The organism is Arthrobacter sp. TWP1-1, from assembly GCF_049897845.1.
Classification (GTDB): domain Bacteria; phylum Actinomycetota; class Actinomycetes; order Actinomycetales; family Micrococcaceae; genus Specibacter.
In genome coordinates this window covers 51,195-68,280 of record NZ_JAFCXC010000003.1, presented here as the reverse complement: position 1 = coordinate 68,280, position 17,086 = coordinate 51,195, and the positions used below count along the sequence as shown (strand labels likewise).

The window sequence follows — 17,086 nt, the reverse complement described above, 5'->3', positions numbered from 1 at the left end:
CAGGACATAGTTTCCATCATCTTCGATCGGAAATTAAGCGCAATCGCCAGAGCCCGGCACGGGTGCCAGCGCCTAGTGGCAAGAGGATGTTCCTAGGCGCGCTTGGCGTGGATCTAGGCCTGTGTCAACTGCGATGGCGGGCTATGGACCACGCTGCCTCGGCGTCGCCTAACGTGCCTGACGGCAAAAAAAGAAACACCCCGATCCGAAGACCGAGGTGTACCTATTTTGTCCTCACATTAAGTGGGAACTATGACCCGAGACATCACGCTGCTGGGTTGTTAGTTCAGTATGGTCTGGAGAATTTCGTCTGCTGCCCGGCGGCCGGAGCGGATCGCACCGTCCATATAGCCATTCCAGATTGAGGAGGTCTCCGCGCCTGCCCAGTGGATGCGGTCCACGGGAGCAGCGAGGGCCTTGCCGTACTGCGTCCAGGCGCCAGCACCCAGCCGTCCGCCATAGCAGCCGCGGGTGAATTCCTCGGCCGTCCAGTCCTGCTCCACGATGTCGAACGGCGCGGCTGCCTTCGGTCCGAAGTACTTCACTAAGGACCCGACAACTAGCCCGCGGCGTTCCTCTGCGCTCATCAAACTGGCGGTACGGGCATGGGAGCCTTCAAGGAAGCCGACCAATACCCCGCAGGAACCATCATTCGGGCTGTTGTCCAAGACGACGTTGAAGGCGTCGTCGAAACTCCACACACTGCCGTTGAGTCCGTCCTCGCGCCAGAAAGGTGTGTCGTATCCTATTTGGAGCTTGATGACGGCTCCGGCTGGCATCTGTTGGGTGAGCCCATCACGTAGCGCGGGCAGGGGAGGGGAGTAACGTATTCTGCCGGCCAGCGTTTGCGGTATCGCGACGATTACGTGCTGTGCCGTGATGCTGCCGCCTTCATACTGAACGACGACGCCGGACCCGTCCTGGTGGATGGTTCGAACCACGCAATTGAGCCGAACCGTATCGCCCAGTGCCGCGGCCATCCGCTCAGAAATGAGGTGAGTTCCGCCGACCACCCGCCTTTCTTGGGCTCCTCCGGCGGTGCTCATCAGCGAATCCAGGCTGGTCCCGGATTTGATGTAGAAAAGAAAGTGCAGGAGTGACAGTTCGGGAGCCTCAGCCGAGAAAAGGGCCGGAACGAGGATGCGGAAGAACCGTCTGGCGAGGCTGTCTTCGGTGTGGGCGACGAGCCAGGAGTCAAGGGTTTGGCGGTCCAAGTCCTGGGCCCCTTCGGTTTCCCAGGGTTCACCAAGCGCCACCGTTGAGGCCAGCGCTTCAAGCTGGTCCCAGAGCCGGTCAACTTCCGCGGCCGATTCTGCAGGAAGCCCAAATGTCCTGTCGGAGTAGCGAACCGTGTTCCCGTCGACCACGGTCAGTGCGTCGCCCTGATCGAAGCTGTGGAATGTCTCAAGCCCCAGTTCCTCGATGAGTCCAAGTACGGCATCCTGAGTCGGGCCGACCCATTGGCCGCCCATCTCCACAGGAACTCCGTTACTGAGAAAGCCCCCCATGTTTCGGCCGGCCACCCGGTCACGGGCTTCAAGTACGACGGCGGTCTTGCCTGCCGCTACCAACTTTCGGGCGGCGCTGAGGCCGGCCAGGCCAGCGCCCACGACAACTACGTCCACGTCAAACATTTCAAGATCCTCCAAGTGCAAATTCAGTCATATAACCAAGGCTGGCGCTGTCCGATACAGCACCAGCCTCAGAACAAATTCATTGGTTCGATTAGGCGACCGGCGCGAACGCGGCCTGACCCTGCACAGCTGAGGTTCCCAAGTCGCTTTTGGGGAGGGTAGTTCCGGACTCGACGGCGTGCATCCAGTCATTCGTGGTAGCAACGGCGGCAAAATTGGAGTGCAGCAGTACCATCAGCGTCTCGAGCAGCTGCTGCGCGCTGACTTCGCCCAGCTCGTTTGACAGGTGGACCGCGCCACTTGCATCCGAGAGCACTTCAACCCCGAAGCCCAGCGGTTCGGCTGCCGCTGCGGTGGCTAGATCGCAGTTGTTGGTCATGTAGCCGACCACTGTGATGGCCTCGACATCGTTGGATCGCAGCCAGGCTTCGAAGTCGGTGCCGGCGAAGACACTCGCGTAGCTCTTCACGATGTGCTTCCACGAATCCTTGCGGCGGGCGGAAATCTCCGGATGCAGTTGCCAGCCCTCGGATCCCTCGGCGAAGACCGGTGCCCCGGCTGGGTACTGGTGCTGCACCACGGCAACAGGCATCCCCTGCGCTTCGGCCAAGTCGATCGCCCGGGTGATGTTTGTCAGGGACTCGTTGCGGTCCGGGTACTGGATCTCCAGCGGTCCTCCGACGGTGAAGTAATCGTTTTGCACGTCGATAATAACTAGTGCGCGGCGCAGTGCAGCCATGGTGGGCTCCCATTCGTTGTTTTTGGTAGGTGATTCCAGCATGGCATCGTGCTCGCATGTACAGTGAGTGGCGTATATGCACATCTTCGATGGAAATGAGCCAAGATGAAGATTGCCATCCACGCCTTTGACGGCATGACCATGTTCCACCTGGCGACCCCGCTACTCGTCTTCGGCGAAGTTGCGCGATTGGGCCTGGGTGACGACTGGGAGACGAGGGTTTTCACCGAGGGCGGCCGGCCGGTTCGTAGTGCCGAAGGGTACGTGATTGGAGACGTCTCCGGACCGGAGGTTGCTGATGACGCTGACCTTGTGGTGTTTCCCTCGTGGTTGTCGGAGTTAACGGATCCCTCCGTGCCCCTGCTTCAACTGGTGAGAGATTCCCACGAACGGGGAGCCACGATTGCGGGCCTGTGCCTGGGCGCATATCCGGTGGCATGCAGCGGTGTGCTCGATGGCCGCACGGCGGTGACGCACTGGGGTGCCGCCCGGGACGTGGCCGCCAAGCTGCCCGCCGTGGAGTTCAACGACTCCGCGCTCTATATCGACCACGGTGATGTGCTGACCTCGGCCGGCACCGCTTCTGCCTTGGATGCTTGCCTGCATATTGTGCGAACACGTCTGGGCTCGGCGGCCGCGGCTGCCGTGGCGCGTCAAATCGTCATCGCTCCGCACCGTGAAGGCGATCAGGCGCAGTACGTTGCCCGGCCACTTCAAGATCCCGATCTGGACGGGCCGCTGGGCCGGACCATCCAATGGGCGCTGGCGAACCTAGATCAGGACCTTGAAGTCGAGAGTTTGGCGGCGCGCGCAACCATGAGCAAACGGAATTTCACCCGCAGGTTCAAGGAAGTCACGGGGCTCTCCCCGGCGCGCTGGGTACTGGGTCGTCGGCTCGACGATGCCCGTCAGCTGTTGGAAACAACGAGCTGGAGTGTCACCCGCATTGCTGAGTCGTGCGGCTTCGGCAGTCCGGTGACCTTTCGCCAGAACTTCGTTGCGGCTTATGCCACGACCCCGACTTCCTACCGAACCCGCTTCACCAGTCGCTAAGTTTCAGCCGAGACGCAACCCGGAGGCGATGCGGAACCACACCGGTTATCTGGCGGGAGATTTGTCCTGCTTGCGGGCATAGGCGCGATTGGCCCGCTGTCTGGCGCCGCAGCGTTCTGAGCACCACTGCCTCCTTGCGTGCGTTCGAACCATGAACCGATCGCACGGTGCGGATGCGCAGCTCGCGATGCGGTGGGCATCCGGACCGGTCAACAATGCTGCGGCATCCTCGGCGATTTGAGCCATGGCGTGATCGACGAGCTGGGTCGTTGGGTGGTTCGCAACTCGGAGCAGCCCTTTGTTGGAGTCGTGGTGCAGCAAGGCCGCGCTGGGCACCGCCGCCAGGGCGCGGTTGATGCTGCCCAGTGATTCCGCATTCGGAGCAACGCCTTCGGTGTGTGACTCCAGTACCCTGCGGAGGTTCTCTCTCAGATCCGTGAGTTGAAGTTGGCAGTAGCTCAGCAGCCCTGTGCCAATGGGCACGAGGTCGTGCATCACGAGCCATGCTGTGGCGTCTTCTGGACTGTTGAGTTCATCGACCCATTCTCCGCCCGGGAGTGTGGCGATGCTGTTGGCCAACGCTAAGCACAGATGCTCGGCGGTACCTGGAGCCGGGGGCAGTGGGACCTTTGTCATAATACTCACGGTATCAGTTGCGCTTTGGCGTGATAAGCCCTTACAGTAAATTATCACGTTAAAAACAACATTATCCCGTGATAAGTGAGGTAGTTCATGAGCAAGCCAAGTCTTTCTGGCACCGCCCCCTTCGTTTTGTCGGTACTCGACAATGCGCTCACAGGCGTCGGCATTTCGGCCCAAGAGTCCTACAACGAAGTCATCTCGTTGGCGCAGCTAGCCGACCGGCGAGGCTACCAGCGGTTCTGGATGTCCGAACACCATGCCATGCCCGGTGCCTCGATCCCCTCGCCACAACTCATGATGGCCAGGCTCACCGGCGAGACCACACGCATTAGGCTCGGGGCTGGCGGGATCATGCTGCCCAACCATGTGCCACTGGTGATTGCGGAGCAAATCGGCATGCTCGAGACACTGGCCCCCGGACGAATCGATCTCGGCCTAGGTCGGGCACCGGGCACCGACGGAGCAACCGCCGCGGCCCTGCGCCGTCACCACGCTGCGAACGATGAATTTCCCGAGCAAGTCGCGGAACTGCTCGGGTTTCTGGGAAATAACTTCCCGCAAAATCACCCCTACAAGGGAGTACCCGCCGTGCCGGGACCGTGGCAGGCTGAGCAAAACCGGGTCCCGCAATCGGGGACGCGCGCTGATATCTGGATTCTGGGGTCATCGACCTACTCCGCACAACTGGCCGCCCGACTCGGTCGGCCATACGCTTTCGCACTGCAATTTGGCAGCGCCGACGTCCTCAACGCCATGCGGATCTACCGCGAGAACTTCCGCCCGTCGAGCTTCCTGAAGGAACCGTACAGTCTGGTGAGCGTGGGGGTCGTTGCTGACGAGGATCGGGTCGAGGCGCGGCGCCAGTCGGCGTCCGGGGCCATGGCAATGCTGAAAATGTTCCAGCGCAAGCCCTTCTCTCTACTTCCTCCGGATGAAGTGGAGGCTTATCAAGCCACCTTCCAGGAGCGCCAGATCATTGAGGAATACACCGATCGCACCCTTCATGGAACCGCCGTCGAGGTGGCAGAAGGTTTAGAGGAGCTCCATGCCCAAACGGGTGTCGACGAAGTGATGCTCGTTGTTCAAGGACATTCGCGCCGAGCCCAAGCACGCACCGTGGAACTGATCGCAGACCACTACGGCATGCCCATCAACTAAGGCGGGGATATGCCGGCAGAGCGGCAGGGCTTGGGTTTGTTGCGCGTCGCAGTGCGCGATTGTGGGGGAAGTCTCCGCCGTCGAACGGGCCTTGCAATTGGCACATGGCGCCCGGGCCGTCAGACTGAATGCATGCAGACTTTTCTCCCATACCCCGACTTTCAGCAGAGTGCCGCCGCTCTGGACACCACAAGGCTAGGAAAACAGCGTGTTGAAGCGCTGCAAATTCTCCGTACGCTGGTGATTCCAGGATACGGTCGGCAGTCGCACCCCGCCGTTCGTATGTGGATGGGACATGTTCCCGCTCTCACCAAGTACGCCCTGGCTATGGCGGACGAATGGATCGCTCGCGGCCACCCGGATAACACCCGAGAGAGCATGAAGGAGTTTGCCCCGCAGGCCGCCCACCCCGACTATGCGAACAAGATCCCCATGCCGCCGTGGCTGGGTGAGCCTGATTTTCACGCAAGTCACCGTTCCAGGCTGATCCAGAAGGACCCGCGTTTCTATGACGCGCTTTTTGCTGACACCCCAACGGACTTGGAATTGATCTGGCCCGAGCCGCTGCGGGATCTCATTCCCGAGGACCCGTATGAAGACTTCGTGTGGGTTCTGCGCGCCCCGGTTGGTGACGTCGCTCCGGAAAAGATCGACAAGGTCGGAATGCCGGTCGGGGGCAAGGTCAAGTCTGTGAATGACGAGCACGACGACGAAGTCACCGAATCCGATAAAAAAGGGCCACGTTTTGGGGCTAAAGATGTCCGCAAGGCGCCAGCGCAGAAGGCGAAGAAGCCCACGCGTAACCGCAAGCGACAGGATGAGGCCTTCAGGACCCTACCCGGTAACACCACGGTGCTGATCCCGTTGGAAGATGGCGCCAGGTTTGTGTTGGGCAAGCTCCAGGGCCGGCCGATCACGCTCGATGACGGCCGTTTTGGCCGCACCTTCGAAGTCCAGGAAATCATTGACCGCGCGGACTTCGACTACCCTGCACTCTTGCAGGATCCGCGGGTCTTCTTCCCGATCCCCGGCCAGTAACGGCCCAGAGCCCTGGCTGCGACTTGTGCCCTTTGCTTGGGTCTCCAAGGAGCAGCCGGGACTGGTCCGGCATAGGGCGTGACCTGAAAACAAATATTGCTGCCGGACACCAACTGCGCACCCTTGTCCAGATCCGCTCCGGCGAGCATGCCCGGCACCAGAGCGGCGACCTTCAATCCGGTGTTCGCTCCCTTGTCCGTGGGCACGGACAATCATTCGTCAGCCAACCCGAACTTCTTTTATCCTTCGGCGGCTAATGCTTTCAGAGCGGGGCTGATAGAAACGTCTAAACTGCTGGGACCCGCAAGCCAGCGCTGCCGTTAGACGGCTTCGAGCACGCTGACGTAGTTGGCGATACCGACTCCGCCCATGTTTTGCACGGCGGCACGGCGCGGGCTGGGGAGTTGCATGGCGCCGGCGGAACCGGTGAGTTGCATGGCGGCAACGACGTGTTGAGAGACGCCAGTGGCGCCGACGGGGTGGCCTTTGGCTTTGAGGCCGCCGGAGACGTTGATGGGGAGTTTTCCGTCCTTGTAGACCCAACCTTCTTCGATGGCGCGGCTGCCTTGGCCGGGTTCGGTGAGTCCCATGGCTTCGTACATGAGGAGCTCAGCGATGGTGAAGCAGTCGTGGACTTCGGCGAAGTCCAGCTCTGCAAGTTCGACGCCGGCCATCCCGAGTGCGCGCTGCCAGGAGAGTCGGGTAGCGGCGAACGCGGTAGGGTCCCGGCGTGCGGCGGGGAAGAAATCGTTGGCCTGACCGAATCCTGCCAAGCGGACGGGGGAGTTGGCCCCGCCAGTGGGGCCGGTGGTGAGGATGATCGCGGCGGCGCCGTCGGACACGGGGGAGCAGTCGGTGCGGCGTAGTGGATCGGCGACCATGGGGTTCTTCTCGGAGACGGTGCGGCAGAATTCTTCGCCCAAGTCCTTGCGCAGTTGCGCGTAGGGGTTGTCGACGCCATTGCGGTGATTCTTCGCCGCGATGGAACCGAGCACGTCGCCGAGGCTTCCAGTGCCCGCGCCGTAGCGTTTTTCGTAATGTTTGGCGACGTCGGCGAAGAGTCCGGTGAAGCCGGTGGTGGAGGTTTGCCCAGCCATGTCGTAGTCGGCACCGAGCAGGGCGGCACCCACGACGTCGGCCCCGGCGTGGGTCATTTTCTCGGCGCCGATAACGAGCACGGTTTTCGCGGTTCCGGCGAGGAGGGCTTTGGCGCCTTGTTGGACGGCGGCCGATCCGGAGGCGCAGGCGTTCTCCACCCGGGTTGCCGGGACTCCGGCCAGTTCCTCGGAGACTTGCAGGGCCAGCGAGGAGGTGAAGGCCAGCGGCATCATGCCGGAGTTGAACTGTCCTAGGTAGATTTCATCGATCTGTCCGGGCTCGATGCCGGCGGTGGTGATGGCGTCGGTGGCGACCTGGACGATCAGTGATTCCAGGGTTTCTTCGGTGAGTTTGCCGAATTTGCTGTGGCCCCATCCGGTGAGCAGAATGTCTTTGCCGAATTGTTCGCGCAGGCTCATGCGGTGGCTCCTTCAAGGGCTGTTTTCGGGCTGTCATTGAGAGTGTCGAGGCGGATGGTGAAGTTGGGCTCGGTGGAGGCTTGGATGTCTTCTACGGTGACCCCGGGCGCAAGGCGAGTCAGGACGAGAACCGGTGTGCCGCCGTCGTTCTCGTCAGTGCGGGCCATGCTGAGGGCTTCGATGTCGAAGACGGCGAGGTTGGTGATGATGCGGTTCACCACGCGGCGCCCGGTCAGTGGCAGGGAACATTCGTTGACGATTTTGGGGGAGCCGTCCTTGGCGGTGTGGTCGGTGAGGACGACGACGCGCGGGGTGCCGGCCACCAGGTCCATGGCGCCTCCCATTCCCTTGACCATTTTGCCGGGGATGGTCCAGTTCGCGAGGTCGCCTGTGCCGGAGACTTCCATGGCACCCAGGATCGCGACCTTCACGTGGCCGCCGCGGATCATGCCGAAGGACGTGGCGGAGTCAAAGATGCTGGCGCCGGGCAGGAGGGTGACGGTTTGCTTGCCAGCGTTGATGAGGTCCGCGTCCTCTTCGCCTTCGTAGGGGAAGGGGCCCATGCCCAGGATGCCGTTTTCGCTTTGCAGGGTGACTCGGACGCCGTCGGGCAAGTTGTTGGCGACCATGGTGGGGATGCCAATCCCGAGGTTGACGTAGTCGCCGTCGGTGAGTTCTTCGGCTGCGATGGCAGCCATTTCGTTGCGAGTCCAGGCCATGATGCGTGCTCCTTTAAAGTTGATGTGGTTTAGGCCGGGACGGCGATGGGTTCGGTGCGAGTCCGGACCGTGCGTTGCTCAATGTCCTTGATGCGCGGCGTGGCCTGAACGAGGCGCTGGACGTACACGCCGGGGGTGATGATGTGGTTGGGGTCGAGTTGGCCTGGTTCAATAATGATCTCGGCTTCAACGATCGTGACCCGGCCAGCAGTGGCGACGATCGGATTGAAGTTCCGGGCCGTGTACCGGTAAATCAAGTTCCCGTCGGTATCGGCGGTGTGTGCGTGGACGAGGGCGACGTCGGCGATGATGGCGCGCTCTTGAACGTACGTTTCGCCGTCGAAGACTTCATGAGGCTTGCCTTCCGCGACCAAGGTGCCGACGCCAGTCTTGGTGTAGAACGCGGGGATCCCGGAGCCCCCGGCACGGAGCCGTTCGGCCAGGGTGCCCTGCGGGGTGAACTCGACCTCGAGCTTCCCGGCCAGGTACTGCTCGGCGAAGAGCTTATTCTCGCCCACATAGGAGGCGATGACCTTCGCGACCTGACCTGATTCGATGAGGATGCCCAGGCCTTTGCCATCGACACCCATATTGTTTGAAACCACCGTCAAGTCCCGGACCCCTGAATCACGCACGGCCTCAATCAGGTCCGCCGGGATGCCGCTGAGGCCGAAGCCGCCTACGGCCAGTACCATGCCATCACGCATCACATCGGCTAGAACCTGTGCTGCACTGCTATGCACCTTAGACATCTCTATCTCCTCATTGAGCTAATTCACGGACTGTCCATGTTGTGGACTGGTGTCTTTGAATTTGAGCTTAGGGTGACGTGAATTGGGCTGTCAAGGTGCATAATTGCGCAATAATCGCTTATTCACACAGTATGGACGGTATGCTCGGCTGTATCCACAATATGGACACTAAGGGGTGGTTTTGTATGAAACAAGTCGCGGTGCAAGGCGCACAAGTCGTCGGACGGATCGCGGCCCTGCTGCGAATTGTGAGCAGGAAACCTGAAGGCGCCCCCTTGGCAGATGTGGTCAGGGAGTCTGGTTTGACCCGGCCCACGGTCCACCGACTACTCAGCTCGCTCGCGGCAGAGGGCCTGTTGGACCACGACGGCGGCACCGGGAACTGGGTGCTGGGACCGGAGGCGCTACTGATGGGGTCCGTCGCTGCGGCACGATTTCCCCTAGAAGACATTGCCCGGCCCAGCTTGCGCAGGTTGGCCGAGGAGACGGGGGAGAGTGCTTTCTTTTCTGTACGACGGGGCAGTGAGACGGTCTGTCTGCTGCGGGAAGAAGGTAGCTTTCCTATCCGCTCCTTCGTGCTCCACGAGGGTGTGCGCTTTCCCCTAGGAGTCGCCTCGGCCGGCACGGCCATCATGGCCTTCCTGCCCGAAGAAGAACAAAAACAGATCCTGGCCCGCTGGGATCAGCACGCCGGAAATTTTGCTCCGGCTCACCCGATGGCTTTGGTCAGGGAAAATCTGGCACGGACCCACGGCGTCGGATATTCGGTCAACCCTGGGCTGGTACTGGAAGGCAGCTGGGGCATGGGCGCCGCCGTCTTCGACACGCAAGGGAAGCCCGCTTGGGCGCTCTCCTTGACCGGCATTGAACCACGTTTCCGTGCGGAACGTCAGGAATTCCTCGGACGGCTCTTGATGGAAGAAGCGCACCAAATCACCGTGCGGCTCCAGAGTGGCACCATGCGGGGTAACGCCTAATTACGCCGAGATGCTGACCGAAGGATCGGCCGAGGTGCGCGATTGCTCGTACGCCAAGAGGGCTGCGGTGGTCCGTTCGATGTGTTCCGTCAGGGCAGTGGCTGCCCCGTCGGCATCCCCAGCGAGCGCGAGCTCGGCTAATTGGCGGTGTTCTGCGGCGACGTCGCGGTCAAGATCATGCGCAATGTCAATGGACCAGTGCTGGTACAACAGTGCGAAATCCCGCAGTTCTGTGGCCATCGCTTCCAATCGGGGGCTATGGGCTCCCGCAAGCAGCGCATGGTGGAAGGCATGGTGGGCTTTGGACCAGAGGCCGTTCAGGTGCCCGTCAGGTGTTGTGTACATTGTTCGCTGAAGGGTGTGATGGGCTGCGATCAGTGAGGATTCCCACTCCACGCCGCCCGAGCTGATGGACTCGCGAAGCACGGAGGTCTCGATAAGGACGCGAGTGCGCGTCAGATCCAACAAGTCCTCCACGGACAAAGGGGTTACGCAGAAGCCGCGTTGGGGGATCGACTGCACCAGCCCATCTCCTGCCAGGCGTGTCATGGCTTCACGCACCACCGAGAGACTCACTCCGTAGGAAGTGCCAAGAACCGCAAGCCGGAGCTTGCTTCCTGGGGGATGGATTCCCCCCAGCAAATCGGCCCGAAGGGAGGCATAAACTTCCCCTGATTGGGTTTTGGACTCTTTGATGATCATGATGCGATCCTACCCGACCCCTTAACGAAAAACGCTGAAATAAATAAAAATCGATATTTTCTTGCTAAATCGATAGATGACTGGAAGAGTGTGTTGCAGATCACTTGACGATCGGCACTCGAGGCCACCTGGCAATGAAGCCTCCTGGTTCGAGAACCAGCCCACATCCTGCAGTACTTTATTTAGGAGTTCGCATGACGGATATTCAAGTTCCTGTTCTCATTGTTGGCGGTGGCGGCGCCGGCCTGACCGCTTCCATGACACTGTCCAACCTTGGTATCGAGTCGCTCCTGGTGACCTCGCTCCCCAACACCTCGATCCTGCCAAAGGCTCATGTGCTGAACCAGCGCACGATGGAAATCTTCACCGAAGTGGGCGTTGCACCCGAGATCTACAAGCGCAGCACCCCGGCGGAAAACATGAAAGCAACCGGCTGGTACACGGGCATCACGGGAGACCATGATGGTTATGGCCGCGAGCTGGGACGTCTGGAAGTCTGGGGAGGCGGCTACACCGACCCCGACTATGTCGCTGCAAGCTCATGCCGCACCTGCAACCTTCCCCAGATTCGTCTGGAACCCGTTCTGCGGGCACACGCTGAGTCGTTGAATCCGGGCAACGTACGCTTCAACCACGAACTGATCCGTCTGGTTCAGGATGAGGATGGTGTCCTGGCCACGGTCCGCAACAAGGATGACGACACCGAATTCAACGTACGCGCACAATACCTCTTTGCAGCCGACGGCGGCAGGACGGTCGGCAAGATGCTCGGCGTTGGAATGAGCGGTCCGCGAGATTTGATGCGCATGGTCACCGTCCACTTCACCGCGGACCTTTCCAAATGGCTCAAGGACGACGAAGTTCTTATTCGCTGGCTCGTCAATCCTGATTTCGGTGGCTCATGGTCCAGTGGCGTGTTGGTGCCCATGGGGCCGGAGCATTGGGGCCCGGCGTCTGAGGAGTGGATCGTTCACCTGCAGTACGCCACTGACGATCCTGCCGCAATGGAACGTGAGAAGGTCTTGGCCCGTCTTGATTCCATCTTGGGCGTCCCGGGGCTGGAACGTGAGATCAACAGCATCAGTTCCTGGATCATGGAGGGCGTCATCTCGGACAAGTTCCGCGAAGGGTCCGTTTTCTTCCTTGGCGACGCGGCACACCGGCACCCGCCGACAGGCGGATTGGGCCTGAACTCGGCCGTGCACGATGCCTATAATCTTTGTTGGAAAGTGGCCTCGGTGCTTCGTGGCCAGGCCGGCGATTCCCTGCTGGACTCCTACCAGGCCGAGCGTAAGCCCGTGGACCAGGCCAACATCGACAACGCCGTCGCCAACGCCATGAACCACTTCACCATCGACCAGGCGCTGAACATGAAAGCCGAGAACACCCCTGAGCAGAATTGGGACGAGGTGCGCCCCTTGTGGGAGGACCTGCCGGATTCACATGAGAAACGCCACGCACTGAACAAGGCCATTGGTTCGCAGACCATGGAATTCCGCCATCACAACGTTGAGTTTGGTTACACCTACGATTCCGGGGCCATCGTCGACGACGGCAGCCCCGCGTATGTGCCGCTGGACGCGGTGCGACTCTACGAGCCGAGCACCAAGCCCGGCCACCCGATGCCGCACGCCATGGTGGAACGGGAGGGCGAGCGAATCCCGCTCATCTCACTGGTCCATGGAGGGCACTTCCTCCTCATCGCCGGTGAAGACGGCGGTGACTGGATTGAGGCTGCCAACAAGATCGCTGCGGAGCATAGCCTGCCCATCAAGGCGGCCACAGTGGGAGTCTTGGGCAGCGACTATGTGGATGTCCGCGCGTCGTGGTTGAAGAACCGTTCCATTTCTTCAAAGGGAGCGGTCCTAGTGCGGCCCGACAGGTACATTGCTTTCCGTTCGATTGACGGCGTTGAGGACCCCCAGTCGGTTCTGAAGTCAGCGCTCGGTCAGGTTCTGGCCACTGAATTGCTCTAACTTTCAGTCCATCGCTTTGCCGGTGCGCACGCGCCGACACTACTATCCACAAGGAGTAATCTTGCGTATCGCAAACCACAACGAACGGGCTGTCCTACTATCCTCCGATGAGGCCGGCGTGGACGTTCACACCGCCAGTGCAGGTCGCTTCGGACCGGACTTGCCGTCGATCTACGGCAACTGGGACGACTTTACGGCCTGGGCCCGGGCCTTGCCTGGCAATGCCGACGACGTCGAGATCGACCGTTCCCTGCTCGGGTCACCTTCACCGGCACCACGCCAAATTTTCGCGATCGGGCTGAACTACAGCGCGCACGCGAAGGAATCCGGGTTCGAGGAACCTGAACATCTGCCCCCGGTCTTCACCAAGTACGTCAGCGCCCTCACGGGGCCTGACACCACCGTGGAACTCCCAAAGGGCGGGAACACCGACTGGGAAGTCGAACTCGTTGTCATCGTCGGCAAGGTGGCCTCAAATGTAGCCACCACCGATGCGTGGGCGCACGTGGCCGGGCTCTCTGTTGGCCAGGATATCTCCGAGCGGGTCTCCCAGCTTCGCGGGCCCGCCCCGCAATTCGGGCTGGGGAAATCGTTCCCGGGGTTCGCTCCTGTCGGTCCGTGGCTCGTCACCCCTGACGAGTTTTCGAACCCAGACGATCTGGAACTCGGGTGCAGCCTTGACGGCGAGGAGCTGCAGAAAGGGCGCACCAGCGAACTGATCTTCTCCATCCCGGAGCTGATCCACGGGCTCTCCGAGACGGTGACCCTGCTCCCAGGTGACATCATCTTCACCGGCACCCCCGCAGGCGTGGGTCTCGGCCGCACTCCGCAGCGCTTCATCCAGTCGGGCGAAACGCTGGTCTCCCATATCGAAGGAATCGGTGAAATCACCCAGACCTTCGTCTCCACCCGCTAGCGAGCAGCCCGGCGCCAAGACCGGGCGCCGGGCAAGGTGCCAGAACCCTTGCCCTATCCATGACCTAACCTCAAAGTAGATTCAAGAAGATTAGATACAAAGGAGTATCCCCATGTCGTTGCACCGTTTGACCCGCGTAGTGATGGGTGTCCCCAACGTCGCCGAAACAGCCGCATACTATGAGGAGTTCGGTCTGGATCCGCTGGGTGGCAACTCCTTTGGGACTCGGGATGGCGGTGAACAGCTCAAAATCGTCTTTGCACCTACTCGGCGCCTAGTGGAACTTGGCGTCGGTGTCGACAATGTCGATGACATCGCCCGCATCACGGCCCAGATGACCCGGCTGGGCGTTCCGATCAGCCACAACGGCACAGAACTTCTCGCCCAGGAACCCATCTCCGGATTCACCGCCCGTATCCACGTTGCGGCTCGCATTGCCCAAGAGAAAACGCCCGCCACACCCTACAACGGACCAGGCCGGACCGAACGCTGGGGCCGGGCACCCGGCGTCGTGCGGGATACCCGAATCAAACCACGGAAACTCGGTCACACCGTGATCGGCACCGTTGACCTAGCCGCCACCATGAAGTTCTTCACCGAAGGCATCGGTTTCAAGGTCAGTGACTACATTGATGACAAAGGTGCATTCATGCGGTGCTCCGTTGATCACCACAACGTCTTGGCGCTGGCGGCACCAGTGAATTTCCTCCACCACACTTCATGGCAGGTCGATGACATCGACGATGTTGGACGGGGGGCCAAGGCCATGCTCGAGAACAACCCCGAGCGTCATATCTGGGGCCTAGGCCGTCATCATGCCGGGTCCAACTTCTTTTGGTATCTCAAGGATCCGGCGGGGAATTTCTCCGAGTACTACTCCGACATGGACTGCATCCCCGAAGACGAAATCTGGACTCCGGAAACCTTCCATGGAGCCCAAGGACTCTTTAGCTGGGGTCCGCCACCGCCGCCATCGTTTCTGGCGCCTGACGATCTCGCGGCCTTAATGACCGGAACCCATGCCCCTTCGGCCTGAAGCGCAGGAGACCCGATGCCAGCGAACATAGAATGCCAAACCGTGCAGGTGCAAACACCAAATGAGCCGGATGCCCCAGGCGAACTATCCGAATCGGCTCCTGATGACAATGAGCTGGCTTGTTCCCCTTGGGCTGGACTCCACTACCGAGCAGAACCCGGGCTGGTTCACCAATAGTGAAGCAACAGCCCTGAGCTCCTGCCACTTAAACCCAGCATTAACCGGAACCGAGGGTGCCGGTATGGCTTCAATCGAGTTTGACCATGTGGTTGTGGTGGGGCATGAACTGGAAGCAATCGCCCAGAAGCTCGTTGAGCTATCCCGGCACAGCACACGGACTCGGTCGCATCGTGTCCGAGGGTGAGCCTTCTTGGGGCTGGTGTCGAACGGTCCTTGTGAGCTGCCGCGACTGACGCGGAGCGGTTTTTGGAGGGTGTGCGGCTGGTGGCATTTGGCCGATTTTCACGGCGACCGGCATCTTCGGGGTATTCAGGGGCCTTGGGCCGGCTGTGGCGGGCCCAACACTTACCCACACCAATCCCGGTGCGTCCCGCGGCGCTAGATCCGCGGAATCTTGCAATCGTTGCGCCCTCGTATTGAAAAGGGGAAGTCTGACCTGAGGAAAGGGGGAGTATCTCACAAACGGCTCTGACCTACGGAACATAACCGCAGGTCAGAGCCAAATTTGGTGCCCCGGTCAGGAACTAAATCCATGACCAAGAGAGTCTGAGGACTCTCATGACAACAGCCTCCGTTGCCCACCAAACCGCCGTGTTCCCGGGGGAGTGTGGGACAACAGGGCCCTTTTGCAGGCCAAAAATTGCCATGGGTTTTGGTTGAGAAACGTGAGTAGAACCTGACGTGGATCGACCAAATAGCGGTGGACCATCTCTTTGGTGATCGTTTGTAGGCTCTTCGGTCCGGCCCACCACGCGGCCATGGTCGGCGGTGGAACATGCTTTTTTGTCACTTTTTGTTTTGGGTGTGAAGCGCTATTTTCCTCCGGTTTGCCGTCCCGGTCAGCCTGAATTTGGTTCAATTTCGTGAGCGAAACTGTGAACCTAGATGTGACTGCCGGACACGACAAAGTGAGAGCATTTGGTTTGGTGCGGATCCAACTAGTCGAGGACTGGGAGGGCTTGATCCAACACGAGCCCAGTGGTGCCTCCTGTCGAGGCGCTCGCTAAATGAGTCCTATTTTCGTGCGGCGTTAACAACTATAATTTGATGCACACCACGCAGCGGGAGATGAGCTATGGTACGCGGAATCGGTAGGCGCAAAATGGGCGGGGGCGGAATAGGACTGATCGGGAGTGTGTATCTGGTCATCGGGGTAGTGGTCGCCGCGACCCATGACTATCTGGTGGCATGGAACGTTCCCGGCAACATTCTGGAAGGCCTGGCAACGATTGTCCTCTGGCCTCTAGTGGCCTTCTTCGGGGTCGATCTGCACACCTTGATCGCATAGGGCCGCGCAAATCCACACCGCTGACAAGCGGTTTTGAACTGGTGCCATATTGAGTGTCCCGTTCGCGCTGTCCGGTGATGGGCTCGGTGCGCGGAACTTGGCGATGGCCTGTGAATTACATCGGTATGTGGCTTGTTTTTACAGTGCTCAATGACCGATGCGCAGGACCCGCTGCGCGCTGCCTACAACCTCGGGCGCCAGAACGGTAGGGTCGTTGACCACTTGTACGCCTTCGATCTGGGTGGGTGTTTAGTCGCGGTCCGTAGTGGCGCCTTCTGGACCGTCGGTTCTTGAGATCGGGCCCAGAATGGCGTCGGAGATTTCCGTCCACTGGTGAATTTGGGTGGCCGTGAGGGGCTCGAAGATCAGTCGGCGAACTTCTTCGGCATGCATACCCGCGGCGTTTTGGACCGCTGTGTGGCCTTGTTCGGTCAGGGCGGTGAAGACCTCCCGCGATATTGGAGGCGTCCCTTCGGGTTCGCGCCGGACCAGCCCGCGGCGGCACATCCTAGTCAGCTGGTGGTGCAGGCGGCTTCGTTCCCAGCCGAGGTCATCGCTGAGGTCCGAGAATCGCCGTCGTCCATTCGGCGTTGCGGCCAAGGCGGCCAACACATCGTAGTCGGGGACCGACAATCCGCTGGTTGCCTGCAGGTGCTGCTCGAGGCTGCGTCTCAGTGATTGCTGCATGACGTCAAAAGAACGCCAGGCCACTCGCTCGCGTTCACCGGGCAATGCGTGGTGGTCCATGGCCTTGCTCCT

General features: G+C 60.6%; 17 protein-coding genes. 9 read left to right on the top strand and 8 right to left on the bottom strand.

Going from position 1 to position 17,086, the window contains the following annotated elements:
- Nucleotides 1–281: 281 nt before the first annotated feature.
- Both ACP7B9_RS06680 and ACP7B9_RS06675 read right to left on the bottom strand, forming a co-directional pair.
- On the bottom strand, nt 282–1,634 hold the full coding sequence (locus tag ACP7B9_RS06680) for a flavin monoamine oxidase family protein (RefSeq protein ID WP_425861892.1): 1,353 nt from the start codon (nt 1,632–1,634) through the stop codon (nt 282–284).
- Nucleotides 1,635–1,725: 91 nt separating this feature from the next.
- Nucleotides 1,726–2,415, bottom strand: a complete 690-nt coding sequence (locus ACP7B9_RS06675; RefSeq protein ID WP_425861890.1) for a cysteine hydrolase family protein — start codon at nt 2,413–2,415, stop codon at nt 1,726–1,728.
- Between the two features lie 63 nt (nt 2,416–2,478).
- Between ACP7B9_RS06675 and ACP7B9_RS06670 the strand changes: the two genes are divergently transcribed.
- Nucleotides 2,479–3,426 carry a GlxA family transcriptional regulator gene (locus ACP7B9_RS06670; RefSeq protein WP_425861889.1) on the top strand — a complete coding sequence of 316 codons (948 nt, stop codon included), beginning with the start codon at nt 2,479–2,481 and terminating at the stop codon, nt 3,424–3,426.
- 45 nt (nt 3,427–3,471) lie between these two features.
- Here the strand turns inward: ACP7B9_RS06670 and ACP7B9_RS06665 are convergent, their stop codons facing one another.
- Entirely contained in the window at nt 3,472–4,062 is a 591-nt protein-coding gene (locus tag ACP7B9_RS06665) for a CGNR zinc finger domain-containing protein (RefSeq protein ID WP_425861887.1), read from the bottom strand.
- Between the two features lie 96 nt (nt 4,063–4,158).
- Here ACP7B9_RS06665 and ACP7B9_RS06660 point away from each other — a divergent pair, with 96 nt between their 5' ends.
- Both ACP7B9_RS06660 and ACP7B9_RS06655 read left to right on the top strand, forming a co-directional pair.
- Nucleotides 4,159–5,226 carry an LLM class flavin-dependent oxidoreductase gene (locus ACP7B9_RS06660; protein WP_425861886.1) on the top strand — a complete coding sequence of 356 codons (1,068 nt, stop codon included), beginning with the start codon at nt 4,159–4,161 and terminating at the stop codon, nt 5,224–5,226.
- A 132-nt stretch (nt 5,227–5,358) separates the two neighbouring features.
- On the top strand, nt 5,359–6,264 hold the full coding sequence (locus ACP7B9_RS06655; protein ID WP_425861884.1) for an MSMEG_6728 family protein: 906 nt from the start codon (nt 5,359–5,361) through the stop codon (nt 6,262–6,264).
- A 320-nt stretch (nt 6,265–6,584) separates the two neighbouring features.
- Here ACP7B9_RS06655 and ACP7B9_RS06650 read toward each other — a convergent pair whose 3' ends face one another.
- From ACP7B9_RS06650 to ACP7B9_RS06640, 3 genes are read right to left on the bottom strand one after another with little or no spacing between them, the layout of a single operon-like run.
- Nucleotides 6,585–7,781, bottom strand: a complete 1,197-nt coding sequence (locus tag ACP7B9_RS06650) for an acetyl-CoA acetyltransferase (RefSeq protein ID WP_425861882.1) — start codon at nt 7,779–7,781, stop codon at nt 6,585–6,587.
- Complete coding sequence (locus ACP7B9_RS06645; protein WP_425861881.1) at nt 7,778–8,500, bottom strand: CoA transferase subunit B; 723 nt, start codon at nt 8,498–8,500, stop codon at nt 7,778–7,780. Before ACP7B9_RS06645 ends, ACP7B9_RS06650 begins: the two co-directional genes overlap by 4 nt.
- A gap of 29 nt (nt 8,501–8,529) precedes the next feature.
- Entirely contained in the window at nt 8,530–9,252 is a 723-nt protein-coding gene (locus ACP7B9_RS06640; RefSeq protein WP_425861880.1) for a CoA transferase subunit A, read from the bottom strand.
- A 185-nt stretch (nt 9,253–9,437) separates the two neighbouring features.
- Here ACP7B9_RS06640 and ACP7B9_RS06635 point away from each other — a divergent pair, with 185 nt between their 5' ends.
- The gene (locus ACP7B9_RS06635; RefSeq protein ID WP_425861878.1) at nt 9,438–10,229 is read left to right on the top strand and encodes an IclR family transcriptional regulator; all 792 of its coding nucleotides are present in this window, start codon (nt 9,438–9,440) and stop codon (nt 10,227–10,229) included.
- Here ACP7B9_RS06635 and ACP7B9_RS06630 read toward each other — a convergent pair whose 3' ends face one another.
- Entirely contained in the window at nt 10,230–10,931 is a 702-nt protein-coding gene (locus ACP7B9_RS06630) for a GntR family transcriptional regulator (protein WP_425861876.1), read from the bottom strand.
- A 194-nt stretch (nt 10,932–11,125) separates the two neighbouring features.
- Here ACP7B9_RS06630 and ACP7B9_RS06625 point away from each other — a divergent pair, with 194 nt between their 5' ends.
- From ACP7B9_RS06625 to ACP7B9_RS06605, 5 genes are all read left to right on the top strand, one after another.
- The gene (locus ACP7B9_RS06625; RefSeq protein WP_425861874.1) at nt 11,126–12,907 is read left to right on the top strand and encodes an FAD-dependent monooxygenase; all 1,782 of its coding nucleotides are present in this window, start codon (nt 11,126–11,128) and stop codon (nt 12,905–12,907) included.
- 61 nt (nt 12,908–12,968) lie between these two features.
- Entirely contained in the window at nt 12,969–13,823 is an 855-nt protein-coding gene (locus tag ACP7B9_RS06620; RefSeq protein WP_425861873.1) for a fumarylacetoacetate hydrolase family protein, read from the top strand.
- Between the two features lie 112 nt (nt 13,824–13,935).
- A complete protein-coding gene (locus tag ACP7B9_RS06615; RefSeq protein ID WP_425861871.1) occupies nt 13,936–14,859 on the top strand; it encodes a VOC family protein in 924 nt (307 codons plus the stop codon).
- Between the two features lie 61 nt (nt 14,860–14,920).
- Nucleotides 14,921–15,223, top strand: coding sequence for a hypothetical protein (locus tag ACP7B9_RS06610; RefSeq protein WP_425861869.1), 303 nt, complete (start codon nt 14,921–14,923; stop codon nt 15,221–15,223).
- Nucleotides 15,224–16,114: 891 nt separating this feature from the next.
- A complete protein-coding gene (locus tag ACP7B9_RS06605; protein ID WP_425861867.1) occupies nt 16,115–16,327 on the top strand; it encodes a hypothetical protein in 213 nt (70 codons plus the stop codon).
- 249 nt (nt 16,328–16,576) lie between these two features.
- Here the strand turns inward: ACP7B9_RS06605 and ACP7B9_RS06600 are convergent, their stop codons facing one another.
- Complete coding sequence (locus tag ACP7B9_RS06600; protein WP_425861865.1) at nt 16,577–17,074, bottom strand: MarR family winged helix-turn-helix transcriptional regulator; 498 nt, start codon at nt 17,072–17,074, stop codon at nt 16,577–16,579.
- Nucleotides 17,075–17,086: the final 12 nt, after the last annotated feature.

What these genes read in the sequence shown, in the direction of transcription:
- ACP7B9_RS06670 (WP_425861889.1), top strand. Translation starts at nt 2,479, where the DNA reads ATGAAGATTGCCATCCACGCCTTTGACGGCATGACCATGTTCCACCTG.
- ACP7B9_RS06625 (WP_425861874.1), top strand. Translation starts at nt 11,126, where the DNA reads ATGACGGATATTCAAGTTCCTGTTCTCATTGTTGGCGGTGGCGGCGCC.
- ACP7B9_RS06665 (WP_425861887.1), bottom strand. Translation starts at nt 4,062, where the DNA reads ATGACAAAGGTCCCACTGCCCCCGGCTCCAGGTACCGCCGAGCATCTG.
- ACP7B9_RS06660 (WP_425861886.1), top strand. Translation starts at nt 4,159, where the DNA reads ATGAGCAAGCCAAGTCTTTCTGGCACCGCCCCCTTCGTTTTGTCGGTA.
- ACP7B9_RS06655 (WP_425861884.1), top strand. Translation starts at nt 5,359, where the DNA reads ATGCAGACTTTTCTCCCATACCCCGACTTTCAGCAGAGTGCCGCCGCT.
- ACP7B9_RS06630 (WP_425861876.1), bottom strand. Translation starts at nt 10,931, where the DNA reads ATGATCATCAAAGAGTCCAAAACCCAATCAGGGGAAGTTTATGCCTCC.
- ACP7B9_RS06610 (WP_425861869.1), top strand. Translation starts at nt 14,921, where the DNA reads ATGAGCCGGATGCCCCAGGCGAACTATCCGAATCGGCTCCTGATGACA.
- ACP7B9_RS06635 (WP_425861878.1), top strand. Translation starts at nt 9,438, where the DNA reads ATGAAACAAGTCGCGGTGCAAGGCGCACAAGTCGTCGGACGGATCGCG.
- ACP7B9_RS06640 (WP_425861880.1), bottom strand. Translation starts at nt 9,252, where the DNA reads ATGTCTAAGGTGCATAGCAGTGCAGCACAGGTTCTAGCCGATGTGATG.
- ACP7B9_RS06680 (WP_425861892.1), bottom strand. Translation starts at nt 1,634, where the DNA reads ATGTTTGACGTGGACGTAGTTGTCGTGGGCGCTGGCCTGGCCGGCCTC.
- ACP7B9_RS06615 (WP_425861871.1), top strand. Translation starts at nt 13,936, where the DNA reads ATGTCGTTGCACCGTTTGACCCGCGTAGTGATGGGTGTCCCCAACGTC.
- ACP7B9_RS06605 (WP_425861867.1), top strand. Translation starts at nt 16,115, where the DNA reads ATGGTACGCGGAATCGGTAGGCGCAAAATGGGCGGGGGCGGAATAGGA.
- ACP7B9_RS06645 (WP_425861881.1), bottom strand. Translation starts at nt 8,500, where the DNA reads ATGGCCTGGACTCGCAACGAAATGGCTGCCATCGCAGCCGAAGAACTC.
- ACP7B9_RS06600 (WP_425861865.1), bottom strand. Translation starts at nt 17,074, where the DNA reads ATGGACCACCACGCATTGCCCGGTGAACGCGAGCGAGTGGCCTGGCGT.
- ACP7B9_RS06675 (WP_425861890.1), bottom strand. Translation starts at nt 2,415, where the DNA reads ATGCTGGAATCACCTACCAAAAACAACGAATGGGAGCCCACCATGGCT.
- ACP7B9_RS06650 (WP_425861882.1), bottom strand. Translation starts at nt 7,781, where the DNA reads ATGAGCCTGCGCGAACAATTCGGCAAAGACATTCTGCTCACCGGATGG.